This window comes from Kitasatospora sp. MAA19, from assembly GCF_029894125.1.
Lineage (GTDB): Bacteria > Actinomycetota > Actinomycetes > Streptomycetales > Streptomycetaceae > Kitasatospora.
Genome location: NZ_JARXYZ010000032.1, coordinates 66,513 through 86,592, shown reverse-complemented (window position 1 = coordinate 86,592; position 20,080 = coordinate 66,513). Strand labels below are relative to the sequence as shown.

23 protein-coding genes and 1 pseudogene are annotated in these 20,080 nt (G+C 71.0%); 10 read left to right on the top strand and 14 right to left on the bottom strand.

Annotation, left to right across the window (positions count from 1 at the left end; all coding sequences use genetic code 11):
- From P3T27_RS33185 to P3T27_RS33170, 4 genes and pseudogenes are all read left to right on the top strand, one after another.
- A pseudogene (locus P3T27_RS33185) lies at positions 1–667 on the top strand (hypothetical protein); the annotation flags it as partial.
- A 66-nt stretch (positions 668–733) separates the two neighbouring features.
- Complete coding sequence (locus P3T27_RS33180; RefSeq protein WP_348534171.1) at positions 734–937, top strand: hypothetical protein; 204 nt, start codon at positions 734–736, stop codon at positions 935–937.
- A gap of 59 nt (positions 938–996) precedes the next feature.
- On the top strand, positions 997–1,236 hold the full coding sequence (locus tag P3T27_RS33175) for a hypothetical protein (RefSeq protein ID WP_280684981.1): 240 nt from the start codon (positions 997–999) through the stop codon (positions 1,234–1,236).
- A gap of 418 nt (positions 1,237–1,654) precedes the next feature.
- Complete coding sequence (locus P3T27_RS33170; RefSeq protein WP_280684977.1) at positions 1,655–1,858, top strand: hypothetical protein; 204 nt, start codon at positions 1,655–1,657, stop codon at positions 1,856–1,858.
- Positions 1,859–1,945: 87 nt separating this feature from the next.
- Here P3T27_RS33170 and P3T27_RS33165 read toward each other — a convergent pair whose 3' ends face one another.
- The 6 genes from P3T27_RS33165 to P3T27_RS33140 all read right to left on the bottom strand — a co-directional run bounded on the left by P3T27_RS33165 (position 1,946) and on the right by P3T27_RS33140 (position 6,794).
- The gene (locus P3T27_RS33165; RefSeq protein WP_280684976.1) at positions 1,946–2,218 is read right to left on the bottom strand and encodes a hypothetical protein; all 273 of its coding nucleotides are present in this window, start codon (positions 2,216–2,218) and stop codon (positions 1,946–1,948) included.
- 56 nt (positions 2,219–2,274) lie between these two features.
- A complete protein-coding gene (locus tag P3T27_RS33160) occupies positions 2,275–2,661 on the bottom strand; it encodes a hypothetical protein (RefSeq protein ID WP_280684975.1) in 387 nt (128 codons plus the stop codon).
- 68 nt (positions 2,662–2,729) lie between these two features.
- Positions 2,730–3,155: a sigma factor-like helix-turn-helix DNA-binding protein gene (locus tag P3T27_RS33155; RefSeq protein ID WP_280684974.1), complete on the bottom strand. Its 426-nt coding sequence runs from the start codon at positions 3,153–3,155 to the stop codon at positions 2,730–2,732.
- Positions 3,156–3,232: 77 nt separating this feature from the next.
- On the bottom strand, positions 3,233–4,300 hold the full coding sequence (locus tag P3T27_RS33150; RefSeq protein ID WP_280684973.1) for a helix-turn-helix transcriptional regulator: 1,068 nt from the start codon (positions 4,298–4,300) through the stop codon (positions 3,233–3,235).
- Between the two features lie 1,046 nt (positions 4,301–5,346).
- A complete protein-coding gene (locus tag P3T27_RS33145; protein WP_280684972.1) occupies positions 5,347–6,114 on the bottom strand; it encodes a hypothetical protein in 768 nt (255 codons plus the stop codon).
- A complete protein-coding gene (locus tag P3T27_RS33140) occupies positions 6,111–6,794 on the bottom strand; it encodes a hypothetical protein (RefSeq protein WP_280684971.1) in 684 nt (227 codons plus the stop codon). The genes P3T27_RS33145 and P3T27_RS33140 overlap by 4 nt, the downstream gene beginning before the upstream one ends.
- A gap of 164 nt (positions 6,795–6,958) precedes the next feature.
- Here P3T27_RS33140 and P3T27_RS33135 point away from each other — a divergent pair, with 164 nt between their 5' ends.
- A complete protein-coding gene (locus P3T27_RS33135) occupies positions 6,959–7,378 on the top strand; it encodes a hypothetical protein (protein WP_280684970.1) in 420 nt (139 codons plus the stop codon).
- A 147-nt stretch (positions 7,379–7,525) separates the two neighbouring features.
- Here P3T27_RS33135 and P3T27_RS33130 read toward each other — a convergent pair whose 3' ends face one another.
- The 5 genes from P3T27_RS33130 to P3T27_RS33110 all read right to left on the bottom strand — a co-directional run bounded on the left by P3T27_RS33130 (position 7,526) and on the right by P3T27_RS33110 (position 11,211).
- Positions 7,526–8,659 (bottom strand): methyltransferase domain-containing protein, encoded by a 1,134-nt coding sequence (locus P3T27_RS33130; RefSeq protein ID WP_280684969.1) that lies wholly within the window; start codon positions 8,657–8,659, stop codon positions 7,526–7,528.
- 224 nt (positions 8,660–8,883) lie between these two features.
- On the bottom strand, positions 8,884–9,318 hold the full coding sequence (locus P3T27_RS33125; protein ID WP_280684968.1) for an ATP-binding protein: 435 nt from the start codon (positions 9,316–9,318) through the stop codon (positions 8,884–8,886).
- A gap of 257 nt (positions 9,319–9,575) precedes the next feature.
- Complete coding sequence (locus tag P3T27_RS33120; protein ID WP_280684967.1) at positions 9,576–10,424, bottom strand: helix-turn-helix transcriptional regulator; 849 nt, start codon at positions 10,422–10,424, stop codon at positions 9,576–9,578.
- Between the two features lie 24 nt (positions 10,425–10,448).
- Positions 10,449–10,973: a DUF6879 family protein gene (locus tag P3T27_RS33115; protein ID WP_280684966.1), complete on the bottom strand. Its 525-nt coding sequence runs from the start codon at positions 10,971–10,973 to the stop codon at positions 10,449–10,451.
- A complete protein-coding gene (locus P3T27_RS33110; RefSeq protein ID WP_280684965.1) occupies positions 10,948–11,211 on the bottom strand; it encodes a hypothetical protein in 264 nt (87 codons plus the stop codon). The genes P3T27_RS33115 and P3T27_RS33110 overlap by 26 nt, the downstream gene beginning before the upstream one ends.
- A 367-nt stretch (positions 11,212–11,578) precedes the next feature.
- Here P3T27_RS33110 and P3T27_RS33105 point away from each other — a divergent pair, with 367 nt between their 5' ends.
- Complete coding sequence (locus P3T27_RS33105) at positions 11,579–12,379, top strand: ParA family protein (RefSeq protein ID WP_280684964.1); 801 nt, start codon at positions 11,579–11,581, stop codon at positions 12,377–12,379.
- A complete protein-coding gene (locus P3T27_RS33100) occupies positions 12,379–13,344 on the top strand; it encodes a hypothetical protein (protein ID WP_280684963.1) in 966 nt (321 codons plus the stop codon). Before P3T27_RS33105 ends, P3T27_RS33100 begins: the two co-directional genes overlap by 1 nt.
- 96 nt (positions 13,345–13,440) lie before the next feature.
- Here P3T27_RS33100 and P3T27_RS33095 read toward each other — a convergent pair whose 3' ends face one another.
- The gene (locus tag P3T27_RS33095; protein WP_280684962.1) at positions 13,441–13,626 is read right to left on the bottom strand and encodes a hypothetical protein; all 186 of its coding nucleotides are present in this window, start codon (positions 13,624–13,626) and stop codon (positions 13,441–13,443) included.
- A gap of 151 nt (positions 13,627–13,777) precedes the next feature.
- Between P3T27_RS33095 and P3T27_RS33090 the strand changes: the two genes are divergently transcribed.
- Genes P3T27_RS33090 through P3T27_RS33080 form a run of 3 tightly spaced genes read left to right on the top strand, consistent with a single transcriptional unit; the run spans position 13,778 to position 17,954 of the window.
- Positions 13,778–14,941, top strand: coding sequence for a site-specific integrase (locus tag P3T27_RS33090; RefSeq protein WP_280684961.1), 1,164 nt, complete (start codon positions 13,778–13,780; stop codon positions 14,939–14,941).
- Positions 14,941–17,433, top strand: a complete 2,493-nt coding sequence (locus tag P3T27_RS33085) for a tyrosine-type recombinase/integrase (RefSeq protein WP_280684960.1) — start codon at positions 14,941–14,943, stop codon at positions 17,431–17,433. Before P3T27_RS33090 ends, P3T27_RS33085 begins: the two co-directional genes overlap by 1 nt.
- Positions 17,430–17,954, top strand: a complete 525-nt coding sequence (locus P3T27_RS33080; protein ID WP_280684959.1) for a DUF6262 family protein — start codon at positions 17,430–17,432, stop codon at positions 17,952–17,954. The genes P3T27_RS33085 and P3T27_RS33080 overlap by 4 nt, the downstream gene beginning before the upstream one ends.
- Before the next feature lie 194 nt (positions 17,955–18,148).
- Here the strand turns inward: P3T27_RS33080 and P3T27_RS33075 are convergent, their stop codons facing one another.
- On the bottom strand, positions 18,149–18,832 hold the full coding sequence (locus tag P3T27_RS33075) for a response regulator transcription factor (RefSeq protein ID WP_280684958.1): 684 nt from the start codon (positions 18,830–18,832) through the stop codon (positions 18,149–18,151).
- Positions 18,829–20,034 (bottom strand): sensor histidine kinase, encoded by a 1,206-nt coding sequence (locus P3T27_RS33070; RefSeq protein WP_280684957.1) that lies wholly within the window; start codon positions 20,032–20,034, stop codon positions 18,829–18,831. Before P3T27_RS33070 ends, P3T27_RS33075 begins: the two co-directional genes overlap by 4 nt.
- Between the last annotated feature and the right edge of the window lie 46 nt (positions 20,035–20,080).

The window sequence follows — 20,080 nt, the reverse complement described above, 5'->3', positions numbered from 1 at the left end:
CAACCCGGACGCCTACCTGCCCGACCTCGCAATGGCCCTCAACAACCTCTCCAACCGGCTCGGTGAACTCGGCCAGCAGGAGGAGGGGCTGGCCGCCGCCCAGGAAGCCACCGACCACTACCGCGCCCTCACAGCCACCAACCCGGACGCCTACCTGCCCGACCTCGCAATGGCCCTCAACAACCTCTCCAACCGGCTCGGTGAACTCGGCCAGCAGGAGGAGGGGCTGGCCGTCGCTCAGGAAGCCACCGACCACTACCGCGCCCTCACAGCCACCAACCCGGACGCCTACCTGCCCGACCTCGCCGGCGCCCTCAACAACCTTTCCGTGAACCTCGGTGAACTCGGCCAGCACAAGAAGGGGCTGGCCGTCGCTCAGGAAGCCACCGACCACTACCGCGCCCTCACAGCCACCAACCCGGACGCCTACCTGCCCGACCTCGCCATGGCCCTCAACAACCTTGCCGGGATCCTCGGTGAACTCGGCCAGCACAAGAAGGGGCTGGCCGTCGCTCAGGAAGCCACCGACCACTACCGCACCCTGACCGAGGCCAACCCCGACCTCTTCGAAGCCGCTCTACAGCAGTCCCTGGAGGTGGCCGCTTGGCTCGAGATACTGGAGTACCCCAGCTCTGGCCTCTCAGGGAATATCGCGCGTTCCGAATGACGCTCCCCGCCAGTCGGTGCCGATCTCTGGGACACCAGTACGAGGAAGAAGTTTGCGAATGACCTGGTGGAGCCTCAGCTGGTCGCGGTGTCCGCGGTCAGCAACAGGTCGAAGGGCGACAAGGGGCCGGAGGCCTGGCGGCCGCCGCTGCGGTCGTACTGGTGCACCTACTCGCGGGCCTGGGTCGAGGTGAAGAGCCACTACCAGCTGAACATCACCGGGCCCGAGAAGCGGGCCCTGTCCGACATGCTCGACACCTGCGGCCAGTGAGCGTCCCGCCGGACGCCGAGCGCCACCAGGCGCACGTGACCGCCGGGCCCGGCGGGGTGATGACCGAGGAGGTCGGCTGCATCACCGGCGAGCTCACCGTCGTCACCACCGCATTCCCGAAAGGGCAAGCGTGGGTCGCGGTCCAGTACCGCGGCGCCGACGAGTGGTACACACTCACCGGCACACCCGCTCCCCTGACCGCCGGCGAATCCCTGGCCCAGTATCACCAGCGTGTCCTAGACGCCGTCCGCGCCGGCGGCGAAGCGGTCGCGCCGCCCGCGGCCGGCACCGGGCAGTAGGCCATGGCACCGTCCCGGGGGTCCGGTCACCCGGGACGGCGACGCCCGCCCGCGCGTGCTCGCGGCCGCACGCAGTAGCGCCCCGGCCCGCCGTCGCCCTGACCGTCACACCACGAACCCGTGGCCTCCACACCCTGCTCAGGAGGTGGAGGCCACCATCGTGTTCCCGGCCAGCCCCACAGGTCAGCGGGGGTTGACCGGCCGACAGGGTCGTGTAGTCCCCGCCGCTTTCGCCGCCCAGACGCACCTGCCGCCCCAGCCGAAAATCCTTTTCCGGCGCCCCTTGACCAGCGCCCTCAGCCGCCTACGGTCCGGTGTCACGGACCCGCCCGGCCCTACCCGGGGCGCCGCGTACACCGGAACGTCGCGTACGCCGCTGAGTCTGTGTCAGCCACCCACGACTCGGAGGGGAACCATCATGACCAATCGCTCTTCTCGGCGCCGGAACACGGCGCCGCGCACCGGCGGCACGAACGGCAGGCCCCAGGCGGCGGGGCAGGAGCGGCCGGCCTGGCGTGATCCGGGTCGGATGCTCGGCGCGGTGCTGGCGAATGCCGGCTCCGGGGTGTTCGTCGCCACGCTGCTGTTCCTGGCACAGCATGTCGAGGTGACCTGGCACTGACACCTGGGGACCGGTCCGCTGCCCGCTCGGGGGTTCGGGCGCGGACCGGTCCTTCCAGTGTGCGTGGGCGGACACCGCGGTGCTCGGTCAGGGAGTGTCGCCGGCCCAGTCCCAGCGGGACGGGTCCGCACGGCGGGGTTCGTAGTGGGCACGGCCGCCGGCACCGTAGGAACCGATCTCCGTGGAGAGCGCGGCGCCGTCGGCGAGCTGTCCGGCGTCCCAGCCGGTGACGTCCAGGAGGAGGCCGTCCAGCGGGCCGCCGACGAGCTCGCGGTACTCGTGCCCCAGGCGAGGGCCGGGGTTCGGGTCGTCGTGGTCGGCCCCGTACACCCGGCCTCGCATCAGCGTCTCGTCGTCCATGCCGGCCAGCATTCCAGCCGGCACCGACACGCAGGACGCGAACAGGAGGACCGGGGTCACCACCATGCCGGCTCGACGGCGACGCCCTGGTCGTCGTCCTGGTCGCGGTCGGCAGCCCGGTGGCCGACCTCCTCCAGCACCTGGGCCTCCTCACGCAACAGCTCGGCGATCCAGTCGGCCACGCCTGCGGGGATTCGGACGGTGCGCTGTTCGATTTCGTACAGGGTGCCGATGGTGGCCTGGACGCCGCCGTTGCCGCCGTTGCCGCCGGGCGCGACATCGGTGGCGGTCCCTGGAACGCAGCGCCTGAGGCGGAACGGATGAACCCACGACAGGCGCTTACGACAGCTGGCCTGGGTCGGACGGCAGGCCGGCCGTCTCCAACATGCGGTTGTGCGACGCAGCCCGATCTCGTCCGTCCTGGTCAGGATCTCAGCCGTCATTGGCACAAGCCCAGGGTTGCAGGTGGCGAGCGGGAACGTTGGGGATCCCCTCCCCCGTCAGCAGCGGGTCACAGCTGGTGGCGGTGGGCCGCGCGAACAGAGCACAGGTGCATGTGTACAGCTGCCGGGTCGGTTCCGGTGAGTTCGGCGACCTCGGTCTCGGGCAGGTCGAGGACGAGGTGCAGGACGAGGACGTCCTGCTGAGGATCGCTCAGGTGGGCTACGGGTTTCAGAGGTCCGGCCAACGTTCGGACACGATGGCGGACGGTTTGCCAGGCGCAGGCGGCCGGGCTGGGGGCGGCCAGGACGCGGGGCCAGCTGTCGGCAAGTTCGTCGAAGGCCTCTCTGATGGCGTTGCAGGCGTCGGCGGCAGGCAGGAGGAGGGTGGCGTACTGGAGGTACCGGTCGTAGTGGAGGTCGCGGAGCGCCCACGGTCCGACCCGGGCGGGCCGTGTCGGCTGGCGCGGTCGGCCCCCCTGCCGAGTCGGCGGCATGCTGCCTCCTAAAGGTGTGGGGATGGACGGGGCGGTTTGCGGGCTGCGGCATGCGGTCCCGTGCCGCGGCCGGGTGGTCAGAAGGACTCTGCGGGCAGGGTGCTGAGCTCCGTGTCAGATACCGTTGACGGAGGGAGCGGGTTCTCGGGTGTCCACTCCGGGTTTTCCGCCAGCTGGAGGCATTCCCACAAGGGTCTGATGACCTCGGGCGGGCCTTGGAGGACAGTGATCACCGCTGCGATGTCCGGCCACGACGACAGCTTGAGGCCGGACAGGACGGCGGTGGCCTGAGCGGCGGTCAGGGGGCGCGAGGACCGCTCGGCGATGAACTGTGGGGTGGGGCGGCCGGCGCCGAGGTGAAGGCCCTGGAGCGCGGATGTGAGCTGGAACAGGGCGTGGTCGTATGCCTTCGGCCTGCCTGCGAAGAACGGCCGGGCCGTGGGTTTGCCGTTGGCCTCCTCCCACAGCACGCGCAACTGCTCGGGGTGCGCACCGCAGGACCGGGCGAACGAGTGCACCACGTCCCAGCGGGGCATGCGCTCGCCGCTGACCGCGCGGGAGATGTAGGAGGTAGAGACCCCGGCCACCTCGGCGATTTTGCGCATGGAGTTACCGGAGGAGCGCTGCAGGTGGGACAGGGCACTGGCGAGCCGGGCCTGGGCATCGAGAGTGGTGGCTGCCGAACGCCGGTTGCGGGAACCACGCTGCCAGGAACCGGAACCCCTCGGGCGTGCGGTCCGCCGTCCTCGTTCGCTACGGCGTGCCAGCAGGCGGGTGACCTTCGCCTCCTCCCAGCGGGTGCGTGCGGTCTCGGTACTGACGCCGAGGATCTTGGCGATGGCCGGCCATCGGACCTTGCGCAGGCGTGCCTGGAGGACGACGGCATTGAGCAGTTCGTGGTACTCCTTGCCGATCTCGGCGACGATCGTGAGTTCGGCGAAGTCTCCGAGCGCGGGATCGGCGGACTTCGCGACGTTCTGCAGACGCCGCGCGGTTGCCATCAGGCCCTCGGCGATGTGAATGACCATCGGGTCCACGGTCGGCGACGGTGCCTTCGGCGGGGCCTTCGTCTTGCGGTGCGCGGCGGAACGGCACTTGTCGGTACAGAAGCGGCGTCGGCGCCCGCGGGAGCTGAGCGTGAACATGGTGCCACAGTGGTCACAGGCCTGGCTCGGCCCTGTCGGCTGGGTCATTTTCCGTTCCTCGAAACAGTTCGGGGTAACGCAAACGGGTGAGCCCTGCGAGGGATTTCGTTCGCGGATGCCCGATGATCCAGAATTGCGCGTACGGATTGCATTTCACCAGCGCAATGGCAGTACGCTCGCCCGCCCGCTGCGGCGAGGCCACGAAGCGGGCGGGCCGCGTCGGATTCTCAGGTGCGACGGCGCAGGTAGCTGACGTGGGAGGCGTTAGCGACAGTCCCAGCGGCGCACAGCAGGGCCGACAGCCCGAGCCCGGGAGCGGCCCCCGCAGCGAGGGCGAAGAGCGCGCCCGGGACCGCTACGAGGAGCCCGCCTTTCAGATGTACCCACATGGCAATGGCCTCGGACGTTTCCCCGCCCAACTGCAGAGGCATGTTAGTTTCGGTGCCACGGCCAAACTGTCGCAAGGCGGCCAGGTACCGGATCCGGTCAGGACTCACGAGAGCTCCTTGATCGAGTGATGTTGTTGCGTAGAGCCCCGGCGCTATCGGTTTCTCAGGCCTGCCGGGGCTCTCCGTATTCGCGACATTACAACGCGATCACCCCAACGCGTTAACGGCTGATCCGCTTAGCTGCCATCGATCGGAAAGAATTCGAACGACTCGATCAGAAGCGAAAGCATTCGATCAGGTAGCAGCTTGGGTAGTTCCGAATTCCAGCCTGAATGTTCCGGTACGCCTGACTCCTTGCACCCGCCAAGGTCAACGAAACGCAATCTTCGGTACTGAGGGTGCGACTGTCGGCCCCGAAGCGCCTTCGCACAGCCGCAATCAGCGGCCGCCACTCCCAGGCACCGCGCAACGCGCGCTGTTGCCAACCCCACCAGCGGGCTTCAAGGCAACAGCCCGCCCACACACCGCCCATCTCGGCCGGCCTCAGTCGGCCAAGCGCATCCGGCAGCAGAGACCCGGGCAACCCCGTGCTAAGCCAGGCAGGCTCGAGAACCGGCGTAAGCCACCACCCAGCCGAGGCTCGTCCCACCGCTTCGGCTAGGCCAGCGCTGCCGCGGTCGGCAGCAGCGGCGTGGCCTCGGTGGCGGCTGCCGTGGAAACCTGGCGGACACCGCCGCCCTCGTCCGGCAGCCACAGTTGTGCGCGCCGCGGCCGGGCCGACGGCCCGCGCCCGACCGCCTGTACCTCGGCACGCCGGGCGGTGAGCTGGCCGTACCCGTCCCCCAGACCGATCCACTCCTTCGCGGTCACCTCCAGGCGCAGCTGGGCGCCGGGCCAGGGGCCGGGGGTGAGCAGAACAGTGCCGGCGCGGCGCAGGTGGGCGGCGAGCCGGTCCGCGGTGCGGGGCGGCAGGCGGCGGGGTGGGGCGGCGGCGAGGATCACGGGGCAGGCTGCGGCGAGCGTGGTCAGGACCTCGGCGTAGTGGTCGTCACCGGGGTGGTCGGCGACGACGAGGCGGCGCAGGTCGAGGCCGTAGCCGGCGGCCGCGGCCAGGCCGAGGTCGGGCAGGCCCACCACCGCGGTCCAGGCGTGCGGGTCGGCGGTCGCGGGACCTGCGGCGAGGGCCAGCAGCAGGCTCATGTCGGGGGCCTCGGTGACGGTGCCCTTTGCGAGGCCGCCGTGCGGCAGCAGCGGGCGCAGCGGCTCCAGCACCGGCAGGACGGCCGCCCGGGCCTCGCGGGCGCGGGCTGCCGGGGCGGTCTCTTCCATCAGGCCGGCCAGCTTCAGTCGGCGCCGCTCGTCTGTGTCCGGCTCGGGCAGCGAGGGTCCGGACACGTCGGGATCCGGGGCGGCGGTGAGCCTCATCCGGCCGTCTCCGGGGCCGTGTGTCCACGGTCGCGGACCGGGGTCCCGTCGAGGAACTCCGCAGCCCCTGCGGGCCCTTCGACGGGGGCGTCGGACCGGGGCAGGACCCGGACCGCGGCCGGGTCGTAGAGCGCCCAGGCGGCCTGCTTGTCCTCACCCCAGCGCGCGTGCACGATCCACGGCACGTCCGGCCCCGGGCGGCGGCGGGCGGTGACCACGCCCGAGCGCCACCCGCCCCCGGCCCGCACCCACGCCAGTCGCCAGCACCGGTCCGCGCCGTCCGGGTCGGGCGCGCCCGCGAGCTCGCCGGGCACCGTGATGGCGTCCCGCCACACTCCGTGGAACGGCGCCCGGGCGGGCGCCGGACCGCCGGGCTCGGGCAGCGGACGCACCGTCTCTCCGGAATAGAGGAACCAGCCCCAGGCCGTGCCGGGGCCGGCCTCGGCCGCGTCGTCGTCCCACCGCACGTGGACGACCCAGCCCGTCGACCCGGGAGGCCTGCGCCACACCGTGAGCAGCGCCGGGCGCCACCGGCCGCCCAGGCGGATCTCCACCAGCCGCCACCTGCGGACATCCCGCGAGCGGCCGGGCAGCGTCATCAGCTCCCGGGGCGCCCACTCGGCATCTCCAGGCAGTCCTTCGGGGCGCACGGGGCGGGAGAACGGCACGGCGGAGGTCATAGACTCAGTATTCGACCATTTGTTCGAGTGATCAAACGTCAGCTGCTCCGCCGCCGAACGGGCCGATCCTTCCGGGATCAGCCCAACGGCCCGAGTCGCGGGCGTCACCGCCGGGGCATACCCGGATACGGTGAATCACTCCTCTCCCCCGGCGAAGGACACCCGTGCGCCCTGCCCGATTCCAGCAGCTGCTCCTCGATGCCGCAGCCGGACTGCCTGGAGTGTCGGCGAAGACGTTCGCTGACGCCGGCCACACCCGGCACCCGTTCGGCGTCGCCGTCGAGGCCGGCGGACGGACCTCCCTGTGGCAGGTGATCGGAGTCGGCGCCCCCGGCGAAAAGTGGTACGACGCCGAACCCGCCCCGGTCCTCGGCACCAAGCCCGCCCCGATGGACGCGCCAGCCCCCGGCAACCACCTGGCCTCGGTCGAGCGGGCACTCGTCGCCGCGCTCCTCGCCGCCGACCCGGGCGAGATCGCCGCGGTCGAGGTCTACTCCGGCCTGCCCACCGCTCCGGCAGTCGGCCGCGGCGCCACGATCGACTTCCACGACGGATCGCAGATCTTCATCAACCACGTCCGCTGACGTCGAACACCCCTGGCCCCGCCGCGCAGCGCCGTGACAGCAGAAAGCGCGCCCGCACCTGCTACGCCCGACGAGTCGCGGCAGGCGGTGTTCGACACCGGTCCGACGCCGCGAGGTGAACTCGCGGCTCCGGACCGGGCCGGCCGGTCAGATCGCCTGGGCGGGGTCGTCCAGCCAGGCGTGCCAGCCGTGCGGGGTGACGGTGAGTCCGAGACGCTCGACTTCGGGCTCACCCGTGTCGTGCCACCAGGTAAGGGTCCGCTCGAAGTCGTCCCAGAGGCGACGCCCGCCGTACTGGCGTACCAGGTGCACGGCGTCGCCATCGCGGAAGGTCGCGGCGGCCCAGGCCGGAACGGTGAGGGAGTAGAGCCACAAAGTGCGGGCGCCGTCCTGGTGTGGCTGGATGGCGTGGACGACGTCACGCAGGCGCAGCCCGGTGGCGATCGGGAACGGGTCGAACTTGCCATGCGGCGGCAGGACGGCGGTGGTGGTGTGCTCGGCGACGGTGCCGCCGTCAGCGGGGTTCTCGGGCCACCGCAGGCGCTGGGAGCGCATCTTCATGAACTCGACCGGCTGGAGGAAGGGGCCGGACGCGGTGCCATCGGCCTGGACGGTGAGGCGGACCAGGGCGTCGGCGTTGGAGTAGTGGGTGCCGAACGGCGCCAGGATCAGCCCGCCGGGGCGGGTCTGCTCGATCCACGCACGCGGAATCTCCCGCAGCCCGTACGTCGCGGTGATCCGGTCGTACGGGGCGCCGAGTGGGTGGCCGGGCGCGCCGTCCCCGCAAACGACCTGCGGGCGGTAGCCGGCGCGCTCGAGTGCGGCGCGGGCCTGGGCGGACACGGCGGCGTCGACCTCGATCGTGGTCACGTTCGCGTCGCCGAGCCGGTGGGCCAGCAGGGCGGCGTTCCAGCCGGTTCCGGTTCCCTGCTCCAGCACCCGCATGCCCGGCTCGGCCTTCAGGTCGTCCAGCATCGAGGCGACCAGCGACGGCATCGAGGCCGAGCTGGTCGGCACGGTGCCGGGCTCGGCGCCCTGGTGCTCGCCGTCGTCCCACTGGGTGACGATCGGGATGTCCGCGGCGGCCGCCGCCAGCCAGCCGGATTCGTCGGCGGTGCGGTCGACGGGACGGCTCTTCCCGGTGGCCATGTCGTGCGCCCACACCAGGTCCGGCAGGAACAGCGCGCGCGGAACCGCGTCGAAGGCCGGCGCCCACGCGTCGGCGACGGGGAAGGACCGCCCCGGCGCGGGGCGGCCCTCCTGCTCAGGTGCGAGCGTCACTTGCGGTGTCCCCCGTCCCCGGGCGGGGTGCTGCCGTCAGGGGACGGCGGGTCGGACGGAGGCGTCCACGGAGTCCCCGGGTGCCCGTCACCCCCGCCTCCGTCGCCGCCCGAGCCTCCGCCACCGTGGCCACCGTCAATGTCCATACCGAGCTCCTTGTCGTCGCTGTGATGGTGCCCTCCCGCAGCCTGGGAGGAGTAGAGGGACGCCCCGGCGCACTGGGGCTATGCCGGGGCGGGAGCGCGGGTGCGCAAGTCCGCGTGAACGGTCTTGCCGTACGACTCCGGGGTGGCGCCCCAGTGCCCGCCGGTGAGGTGGTGGACCAGGGCCATGCCGCGGCCGGACTCGACTGCGGGGCCTGCGTCGATCAGACAGGGCAGGACGCGGGAGCCGTCGCGGACGCTGATCCGCACGCACCGGCCGGTGATGCGCTCGACAGTGACGGTCATCTTCCGCCGACAGCCGGTCTTCGCGGCGTTGCCGGCCAGCTCGCTGACGATGAGTTCGCCGGCCTCGACCAGGTCCTCCAGCTCCCACCCGCGCAGCGCGGTGCGCACCAGGCGGCGGGCCGCCGAAGCGGACCGCGGCTCATACGGCAGCAGCACCTTTACGGAGTCGGCGACCGGGGGCCGTGCCGGGGTCTCGACGGTCGTGGTCACCGGGTGCCTCGCACCCGCCGGCGCTGCCCGGGCGCGGCCGTGGCCGGTGGGCGGGGTATGCGGTGCGCGGCCACGGCGGTTCTCCGCTCTCTCGTCGGCGGTGGCAGCTGCGCCCACCCGACGGGGGGACAGGCGGGCGCAGCGGCCCCAGCTCGCCCGCCGGGGATCGGGTGTCCGGTCCGTCACGGCGGGCGACGGGTCGACGGTAGGGAGTGGCCGGCCGGGCACTCAACGTGTTTGCACGCGTTTGCAGGATTTCACCCCAGGGAGTCAGCGGCCCGGGAGATCAGGGCCCGTGCCTGCGCGCCGTGGACCGCGAAGGTCTTGAGCCGGTCGAACGCCTGGGCGTAGAGCGTGAGCTCGCTGGGCGTGGTGACGGTCACCTGGGCGGACAGCAGTTCCACGCCGGCCTCGGCGTCGTCGAAGATGTTGAACGTCTCCGCCGGCCACATGGTGCGCTGCGCGGTGAACGGGATGACGCCGAGCGAGACGGCCGGCAGCGCCATGGCGGCCCGCAGGTGCTCCAGCTGCTCGGCCATCGTCTCGACGGTGCCGAGGCGGTAGTAGAGGACGGACTCCTCCACCAGGATCGCGAAGCGGTGGTTGCCGGTGCGGATGACGCGGGAGCGGGCCAGGCGTGCCTTGACGGCGTCGGCGACGTCGTTGGGTGTTCGGCGGAAGTCGGCGACCGTGGCGAGCAGGGCGGTGGCGTACGCCTCGGTCTGGAGGACTCCCGGTACGACGCGGGAGGAGTAGGAGCGGAAGTGCCGGGTGCGCTCGTAGAGGGGCGCCGCGGATTCCTGGAGGCGGCGCAGGCCGGTGCGGGTGAGGCGGCGCCACTCGACGTACATGGAGTCCACGGCGCGGTTGGCGGCGATCAGGTCCGCGGCCTGGTCGTCGGCGCCGCAGGCGCGGCACCAGGTGCGGATGTCGGCGTCCGAGGGCGCGGTCTTGGCGTTGATGATGCGGGAGGTCTTGGCGCCGTTCCAGCCGCACAGGGCTGCCAGCTCCTGCCCTTGGAGGCCGGCGTCCAGCATGATCTCGCGAAGGCGCGCGGCCAGGGTCAGGCGGGCTTCCTGGGCGCTGGAGGACGGGGAGGGGGGCATGGAGCTGGTCGTCCGGCCGGGGTGTCAGACGGTGTACTGCTCGTGCGGGATGGCGCGCTCCCAGACGGCCTCGAACGCGTCGGCGCAGAGCTTGGCGACGGCGGGGTCCTCGCACATCTCCGGCCCGGCGGAGGCTCCGTCGCCGGTGAAGTGGTTGAAGCGGACGGTCGTCGCGTCGAACAGCCAGAAGTCGTTGCCGGGCAGGGCGAGGTCGGAGGCCTGGCGGCGCGGGAGCCAGCGGACCTGCTCGCCGGCCGCGAGGCTGACCACGGTCCCGGCGTGCTCGTAGCGGATGTACTCGGTGACCGGCTCGGAGACGATCCGGGCGCGGCGCACCACGACACCACGGGCAACTGCGGCCCGCACCATCGACACCCAGCCGGACCAGCCCTCGCCATCGGGATCGAGGTCTGGGTGCACACCGGTCCGCTGGAACTGCTCGAACTCGGCGGCCTCGCCGGCGATCCCGTAGGAGTCGCGCATCTCCAGGTGCACCGCGGAGTGCCGGGCGCCGGCCAGCAGCTCAGAGAAGGCCGTCACGTTCTGCATCGTCGAGCGCCTTCCTGATGATCGCCGCCATGCGCAGCGGGATGCGGGTCACGTTCTCGTGGTCGGGGGTGCCGACGGAGTGGCCGGGTACCCACTCGGTGGTGCCGATCTCCGTCAGAAGCTCGGCGCCGGGCTTGAGGCCCTGGACGACCAACTCCTTCTGGTCGTCGTCGACCCACACCATCGGGCTCTCGTCCTTGCCGGTGTTGGGGTCCACCCCGGCGAACCGTAGCGTCATGATGCCCTCCCGTACCAAGTCGGTTGCGCAGTTTTGCATGACGCTCCACCCACAGGTGACGGCACGTCAAGGGCGTGCGGGTGCATCAGGGCGGCTGGCGCCGCCCAGAATCGCGTGATGGTACTGGTGAGCGTCAGGTAGAGCGCCGACACGGGGGCATCCTCCAGCTGGCGCAGGCCGTCCTCCCGATCCGTGCCGCGTCGGTCCAGTCACTGCCCTGCCGATCCAGCCGCAGGATCAGGTCATGCGTGGACGCTCTGGCGGTGAGCGCCAACGTGGTGACATGCCCGTGGTGTTTTTTGCAGCACTCGGCCCCAGATAGCCTTCCTTCCGTGTATTGGGCATTCGACGGTCAGAAGGGCCGGGCATGAGCAGAGTGATCGCGGTCTACAGCGAGAAGGGCGGCGTCGGCAAGAGCGCCTTGGCAGCCGGCCTGGCAGCCGCTGCCCGCAATCGAGGCCTGGACGTCGTCGCCGGAGACCTCGACCCCCGCGGCACCTTCACCGCTGAGCTTGGCATCTCCGAAGACGAGGCCCCGGCCTTCAGCATGAACGACCTGCTCGCCCTCGACCCTCAGGGCGAGACCGGACTGGCCGCCGAAGCCTTCGCCCCGGCGTCCGACGCGTGGCCGGGAGTCCAGGTGATCGCAGCGGAGCGCGCCCTGGCTAACCGGGAGACTGACAACGTCGCTGTCGGACTGGAGTTCCGCCTGCGGCTTGCTCTGAAAGGTGCCATAAAGCCTGGCTCGGTCGGCGTCCTCGACTTGCCGCCGCGCGCTGGCGGCAAGCTCGTGACCTCGGCCCTCGTCGCAGCGACCGACGTGATCATCCCGGCGACCCTCGACGAGGACGGGCGTATCGGCGCCAAGGAGGCCCTCGCGACCATCAAGCTGGTCAGGGACCTCGGCATGAACCCGGACCTGAGGGTAGTGGGCATCGTCCCCTCCATCGTTCCCGGCGGGCGCAGCACCCTGAAGGACGCCATAGGGGCTTATCTGGCGGAGACGTACGGGGATCTGTACCGCGACGATCTCGCGATTCCCCGGCATTCGGTGCGCCAGCAGACGCGTTTTGCCTGCGTACCGATCACTGCGGCCTCCGGCAAGGAAGCTCAGGCGCTTACAGGTGCCTATGACCGAATCCTCACGGCAGCGGGAGTATCCCTGTAATGGCCAACAAGCTGATCCAGGCTGGCACTAGCCGACTGAAGAAGGCCCCAGACTCCGCAGTCGACCCGGCGGTGCCGGCTGAGCTGCAGCAGCAGGCTGCCTCCTCTGCGCTGCCGGCGATTGTGGACGCCCAGGGCACGCCGAGCGTCTTCGCGGGCGGCCGGGTGCTCACCGCCGAGGACATCACGGGCACTCCCAAGGAGCAGCTCGAATATGTCACCGAGCGGCTGATCGAGATCGATGGCCTCGGGCGGCGGGCCGAGGACTTCGTCGTACTCAACAAGGGCGTCCTGCTGGAGACCGCGCAGGAGCGGGAACTCCACGTGGTCGCTGGCCACTCGAACTTCGCTGTATGGGCGTCCGGGGTCCTGGACGTGGACGAGAAGTACGTCTTCGAGCTCATGCAGGACGCGGTTCGGGCGCGGGCGGTCGCTGAGCTGGGGCCCGAACTCACCCAGTACCTGAGCCGCGCCTCGGCCCGCAAGGCGGTGGCTGCGGTCATCGCCTCGCATGACCTGAAGACGGCCCGCACGGTCGTCGAGTTCGGCGTCGCCGAAGCGGCCGAGCATGGCAAGAAGCGCCCTACCGCATCCAGGTTGGTCGAGCTCGCCGCCGAGCTGACGACGCCATCCATTCCCGGGCAGAAGGCGGGGTCAGAAATTTCTGACCTCACCCCCTGCGATCAGGGGTCAGAAATTTCTGACCTCGGGAACGAGGAGCAGCCAGGTGTGGCCCAGCTGCGCGACCTGAGCCGCTCTGCAGCCGTACTGCGAGAGCGGGTGACCTCACTCCTTGCCCCCCGCGCGTTGAAGTCTGCAGTGGAGGCCGACCCGGCCGCAGCCCATCAGCACCTCGAGGACCTCGACATCGAGCTGCAACGTCTAGGCAAGCGCTTGGCGACCGCCAAAAAGACGGCCGCGGCAGCAGTGGCGGCAGCTCCAGTGGACGCGGAGATCGTCGACTGACCCTCGGACAGTAACGGGCGCTAGTCCACCCGGAAACGCAGAAGGGGCCCGTTCCTGGCTACTCACGCCAGGAACGGGCCCCTTCGGGTACTGCTGTCAGACGGCGACCTGAGTCAGGCCGATCGCGCGGGTGACGGTGGCGAGGGTGGTGGTCCAGTCGCCGTTGAAGTAGACGGCCTTGTCGCACACGTACGCGGCTGCACCGAGTTTGAGGTTGGTCACCAGGACGGTGCCGCGCTCGGTCCAGTAGGCACGGTCGGGGTCGTCGTTGACTCGAGTCACCAGGCCGCTGTGTCGGGTGATTCTCTGGGGGTCTCACCTACGTGGTGTGACGTGGTGCGGAGGGTTGTCGTTGGTGCTCTGAGACTCGTTCTCGGGGGGTGTGGCTCTGTGGCGGGTTGTTGCACGTATCCGTCGGACCCTGGAGTTTCACATGCGGGCCTTTCCTGTCGTCTTGCCGTCGGGCAGTCGGTACTGGACGGTCATCGACGATGACCTGAACGTTGTCCCGGTTGCTGACCACTGGCTGCGGTACCTGCGGTTCGGCAGGAGCCGGGCCGAGCTGACCACCAAGGCCCATGCTGGTGGTGCCGCGCTCTATCTGCGCTGGTGCTGCGGGACCGGTCGGCACTGGCCGGACGCCGCCCGTGACCTCGGCCTGTTCATGGTCTGGCTGAAGTACACGCCGTCGCGCCCGCCGGCCGGGGAGGGGGTGCTGCTGCTCGGACCTGGTGCAGAGCCAGCGCGGCGTGAGCGCCGGGTCAACGCCGTCCTAGCTGCGGTGCGGGGGCTGCTCGCGCATGCGGTGTCGCTCGGGGAGGCACCTCGGTCGGCGCTGTCGCAGATCTACGAGCTGGGTGACAGTCGGGATCTGCCGCTGGAGGCGCAGGGCGAGGACGGCGGGCTGTTCTACCGTCTGCGGGTCCGCCACCGGTTGCAGGAGCCGGAGGCGGATGTCGACCGTGCCTCGGACGAGGAGCTCGTGGCGATGTTCCTGGCCTGCCGCAACGCCCGGGACCGGCTCATCGTGCTGCTGCTGGGCCGGGTGGGGCTGCGCCGTGGCCAGGTCGCGGGCCTGCGCCGCGCGGACTGCCATCTGCTGGCCGACTCCCGCGTGCTGGGCTGCGAGCACCCCGGTGCGCACCTGCATGTGCGGCGCCGGGAGAACGGGAACGGCGCCTGGTCGAAGTCGAAGGCGGCGTGGGTCATGCCGGTGGACTTTCTGGTGGTCGAGGCCTTCGACCAGTACAGCGTGGAGCGCCATGAGGCCCTCGGCGCGGGTGGCAGCGACTTCCTGCTGGTCAACCTGTTCCGAGCTCCCTTGGGTGCTTCGATGCCGCCGGATGCGATCGGCGAGCTGATGGAGCGGCTGTCGCACCGTGCGGGGCTGGCCCGCACCGTGGGCCCGCATATGGCCCGGCGGGCGTTCGGCAGCAACGTCGTCGACGCGGGCGGCTCGCTGGACGAAGTGCAGGCCCTCCTGGGACACAAGAGCCCGCTGTCCTCCCAGCCCTACCTGATCCCCGACCGGTCCCGCCTGCGCGAGGCAGTCGAACGCGTTCCCACCCCGCGCCTGAACCCGCGGGGAGAGTGCTGATGACCTCGCCCCTGCCTGTCTCGTCTCCTGGCCAGCCGGAGGCGCGGACGCGGGAGATCACCGACGCTCTGGATCCGCACTTTCTGGCTCTGTTGAGCTGGGACTGGGACCTGCGGGTGGTCTTCTTCCCGAAGAGCCACCCCGTGCTGGGCATGCCGGACTGCCGCATCGAGGGCTGCCAGAAGGGCACAACGGTCGACCAGCCCCTGTGCCTGGGCTGCCACCGGCGCTGGAAGGACTCCGGTCTGCTGATCGACGACTTCGTGGTCTTGCCGCGCACCGAGCACTTCCGCTCTGTCGGCCATGTCCCGTGCCGGGTCCCTGGGTGCGAGCGTCCCCGCAAGACCGTCCGCGCCGGCCTCTGCGTCGCCCACCACGGTCAGCGCGATGGACTCGGGATCCCGGTGGAGGAGTACCTGCTGCTTCCCCAGGCGCTGCCCTTGCCGAGCTTCGGAACCTGCCAGGCTGCCGCCTGCTACCTCCAGCGCCGGGGGCCCGTGAACCCCTACTGCCAGGCCCACTACACCCGTCTGCGCAACGCCCGGCTGGACGGCACCCTCGACCAGGACGAGGCAACCTGGCGCCGGACCACCGCGGCGGTGGCGGTGAACCGCGAGGCGAGCATGCGCGGCCTGCCGGACCGGCTCGTCGCCGAGCTGCTCTACTTCTTCCAGGTCCGCACCGCAGGTGGCTCGAAGACCGTGGCCCACCAGCTGCGCCGGGTCTGCGACCGCCTCCGCGCGGCGGGGACGCCCTGCCTGGAGACACTGTCCGACGCCGAGCTGGCCGAGCAGCTCGTCGGTCTGGGCGGGTACGGGCCCGCCCTCCTCGGCGGGGCCCGCACCGCGGTTCGCCGGCTGGGGCTGACACCCGAGACCGAACGGCACAAGGACATCTGGGACCTGACGGCGTTCGGGCACCGGGGCCAGCTCTTCTTCACCAGGATCCACCAGCGACCTCTGCGCGAGGCGATGAAGATGTGGGCCACCGACGTTCTGCCCAAGCGCCGCGGCAAGCAGGTCCGCAACTCAGTCCAGGTGGTTGTGAACGCCGTCGGGGTGCTGTCCGAGAGCCTGCGCCTGCAGCGCGAGGACGGCGGGCACACTCCGGCCCTCCTGGGGCGGCCGGACATCGTCGACTTCTGCAACCGCACGGCGTTCCTCGCGGAGAGCGGCTCCTTCAGCGCCTACCGGCGCGTCCACATCATCCGCGACGTCCGCCAGGTGCTGGCCCGGTTCCGCACCCTCGGCCTGACCCGCGCCGGAGAAGTCCTGGAGGGCCTGCCCGCGGACTTCATGCTCGACCAGGAGGATGTGCCGGACGAGCCCGAAGACGGTGAAGCCGGCCGTGACCTGCCCGACGAGGTGATGCGCCAGCTGTGCGCGAACCTGGACCTCCTGGAGGAGAGCAGCAACCGCGAGGTGAGGGTCGCCACGGAGCTGGTGATCGACACCGGCCGCCGCCCGGAGGAGATCTGCGAACTCGGCTGGGACTGCCTCGCCCGTGACCCTGACGGCTCTCTGATCCTGGTCTACGACAACTTCAAGGGCCACCGCCCGGGGAGGCGGCTGCCGATCGGCAAGGCGACGGCTGCGGTCATCACCGCCCAGCAGGAGCGGGTGCGTCAGCGGTACCCGAACCGCCCGGTGTCCGAGCTGAGGCTCCTTCCGCGCCGAGCCGCCAACCCCGACGGGCGCAAGCCGATCGCCGACCTGTCCGAGCCGCACCGCGCCTGGGTCAACGCCCTGCCTGAGTTCCTCGTGCCAGTCGTCGTGGAGACCGATGGGCGGCCGATGACGGTCAAGCTGCCGTTCGACAAGGCCAGAGTCTTCCCCTACGCCTACCGGCACACCTACGCCCAGCGGCACGCCGACGCCGGCGTCGCCCCGGACGTCCTCCAGGCCTTGATGGACCACCGGCAGATGTCGACAACCGAGGGCTACTACCGGGTCGGCCAGGAACGCAAACGCGAGGCGGTCGACCGCGTCACCGCCCTGCAGTTCGACCGGCACGGCAACCGTGTCTGGCGCAAGGTTCAGGGACTGCTGGACTCGGAGCACGTACGCCGGGCGATCGGCGAGGTCGCCACCGCCTACGGCGTCTGCCTGGAACCCTCCAACGTGGCGGCCGGCGGCCACGCCTGCCCGCTGCGGTTCCGCTGCATCGGCTGCAACCACTTCCGCACCGACGTCTCCTACCTGCCCGACCTGGAACGCTACCTCGCCGACCTGCTCCGCAGCCGCGAGCGGCTGATGTCCGCCTTCGAGGCCGACGACTGGGCCCGCTCGGAAGCCATGCCATCCGAAGAGGAGATCCGCAGGGTCCGACGCCTGATCACCCGGGTCAAAGCCGACCTGGACGACCTCACCCCCGAGGACCGCGCGCAGATCGAGGACGCGGTCACTGTGGTCCGCCGCGGGCGCACGGTCATGCTCGGCCTGCCGAAGGTCCGCCAACCCCTGCCCGACATCCGCCCGTGGAGCGCCGGATGATCCCCGCCATGCACGACGGGCGCCAGGCCGGCACCGACCGCAGGCGCCAGCGCGTCGCCGACGCGATCAAGAACGCCGCGAAGAACGGCACCCCGATCAGCGTCTCCGGCATCGCCCGCCTGGCCCGAGTGGACCGTACGTTCCTCTACCGGCACCGTGACCTGCTCGCCCTCATCCACACCGCCGAACTCGAATCCGCCGGCCATGACCCGGCCGGCAGCTCTCCGGTCAGCCGGGCCTCGCTCCAGGCGGACCTGGCCAACGCCCAGGCCCGCAACACTCGACTGACAGCCCGCGTCCAGCAACTGGAGAGGCGGCTCTCCCAAGCCCTGGGGGAACAGGCGTGGCGGGAGTCCGGCCTCGGCGCACCCGCCAACGTCGACGAACTCCAACGCACCATCACCCGGCTGGAACAGCGGACTGTGGAACTGGCAGGACAGCTGGAGGAGGCGCGCGCCGACCTGGACGCCGCACGGTCGGCCAACCGGGACCTGACTCGGGCCCTCAACCAGCGCAACTGAACGGAGCCAGTCGACCCGCTGGCCTGTTGAAGCAGGCCAGCGGCTTCATTTCACGGGGCGGAGGATGCCTTCAGAGTCGGCGCGTGCGCTCGCGGCAAACTCCTGGAAGTCGAATCCCGCTGCGGCCAGGTGGGTGTGCTGGCGCATCTGGAACGCGGCGAACTCGTGGTCTCGATTGTTCTTCTCGTCCTGCCCTACCGTCTACGTGGCACGAGTCCGGTTTCGAAGGCGATGATCGCCAGGTGGACGCGGTCCCGGGCTTCGAGCTTGGCGAACAGACGTGCGACATGCGTCTTCGCGGTCGCCGCGCTGATCCCCAGCCGCTCGGCTATCTCGCCGTTCGACAGTCCCTGTCCGACCAGTGCCAGCACCTCGCGCTCCCGGTCGGTGATCCCCGCGATGAGACTTGAGTCCGCGGCGGGCTCGGCGTCCGGTTCGGGGGCCGCGGGGCCGGACGTTCCGGCGAAGTCCGCGATCAGCCGTCGGGTCACGCTCGGCGCGATCAACGCGTCGCCGGCCGCCACCACGCGGATCGCGTCCAGGATCGCGTCCAGGGCCATGCTCTTGAGCAGGAATCCGCTGGCCCCGGCGCGCAGTGCGCCGTAGACGTACTCGTCGTCGTCGAAGGTGGTCAGCACCAGCACCTTGGGCGGGTCCGGCTCGGCGGTCGCCTGCCGGGTCGCCTCGATCCCGTCCATGCCCGGCATCCGGATGTCCATCACCACGACGTCCGGCCGCAGCTCACGCACCAGGCGCACCGCCTCGCGGCCGTCGCCGGCCTCGCCGACCACCTCCAGGTCGTCGGTGTCGCCGATCAGGATCGTGAGCCCGACCAGCATCAGTGGCTGGTCGTCGACCAGCAGTACCCGCACGCTCATGCCGGGAGCCTCGCCGTCACCCGGAATCCGCCCTCGGGACGCCGGCCCGCGCTGAACTGGCCGGACAGCAGCGACACCCGCTCGCGCATGCCGAGCAGGCCGAAGCCGCTCCCGCCGGCCGCCGCCGGGGGCCTCGGCCGGCCGGGCCCGCCGGGACCGTCGTCCACCACCTCGATCGTCACTCCTGTCGGCTCGTAACCGACCGCGACCCGGCACGTCCGCGCACCGGAATGCCGCACCACGTTCGTCACCGACTCCTGGACGATCCGGAACGCCGACAGCTCGATCTCCGGCGGCAGCGGACGCTGCTCGCCCTGCCAGGTCACGTGGACCCGCACCCCGGCGTCGGCCGTGCGTTCGGCGAGCCGCGGGATATCGGCCAGGCTGCCGGCCGGCGCCAGCGGAGCGGCCCCCGGCATGGCGTCGTCGGGCTCGGCGCGGCGGAGTGCTCCGAGCATGCGCTGCAGCCCGAGCAGCGTCTCCCGGCTGGTGGTCTCGATGCCGGTCAGCGCCTGCCGCGTCTGCTCGGGCTTGGTCTCCACGACCCGCGCCGCCGCTCCCGACAGCACCGTGATGATCCCGATGCTGTGCGCGACGCTGTCGTGCAGTTCGCGGGCGATCCGCAGCCGCTCGGCCATGACGGCGCGAGCCGCGGTCTGCTCGTGCAGGGCTCCGAGGTATTCACCGCGTTTGCGGTACACCCCGCCGAAGACCCACGCGACCGCGAAGACGAACGCGAGCTGCCCGGCCCGCGGGGCCGCGAAGCCGACGGATTCCCGGTGGTAGCCGAGGGTGCGCTCGGCGAAATCGGTCGCGACGGCCGCGACGGAGGCGACGGCGGCAGCCGTCGGCCGCCGGGCGGCGAGGTGTCCGGCCAGGACCGGGAGCAGGAGGACCACGATCCAGGGGTTCGCGCCGAAGAGGTCGCCGAGGGCTGCTTCGCCCAGGACCGCCGCGAAGACCGCCGCGGGCAGCCGGCGCACCAGCAGGATCGGAAGGGCGAGCACGACGCAGAGACCGATCATCTGGTCGGGCCCGAGGGCGGGGAACCGGAACGTGCCGCCGGCGCTCCGGACCCGACCGACCGGCATCGTCCAGAAGAGCATCAGCGCGTAGAAGCAGGCGGCGGCCAGCAGCACGGCCCGCGACGTCAGCCAGGCGACGGGTTTCGATGTCGAGAAACGCTGGAGCAGCTCTTCCATGCGGAGATCGTATGGACCGGTGTCGGCTCTGCGCGTCGCCCCGGGG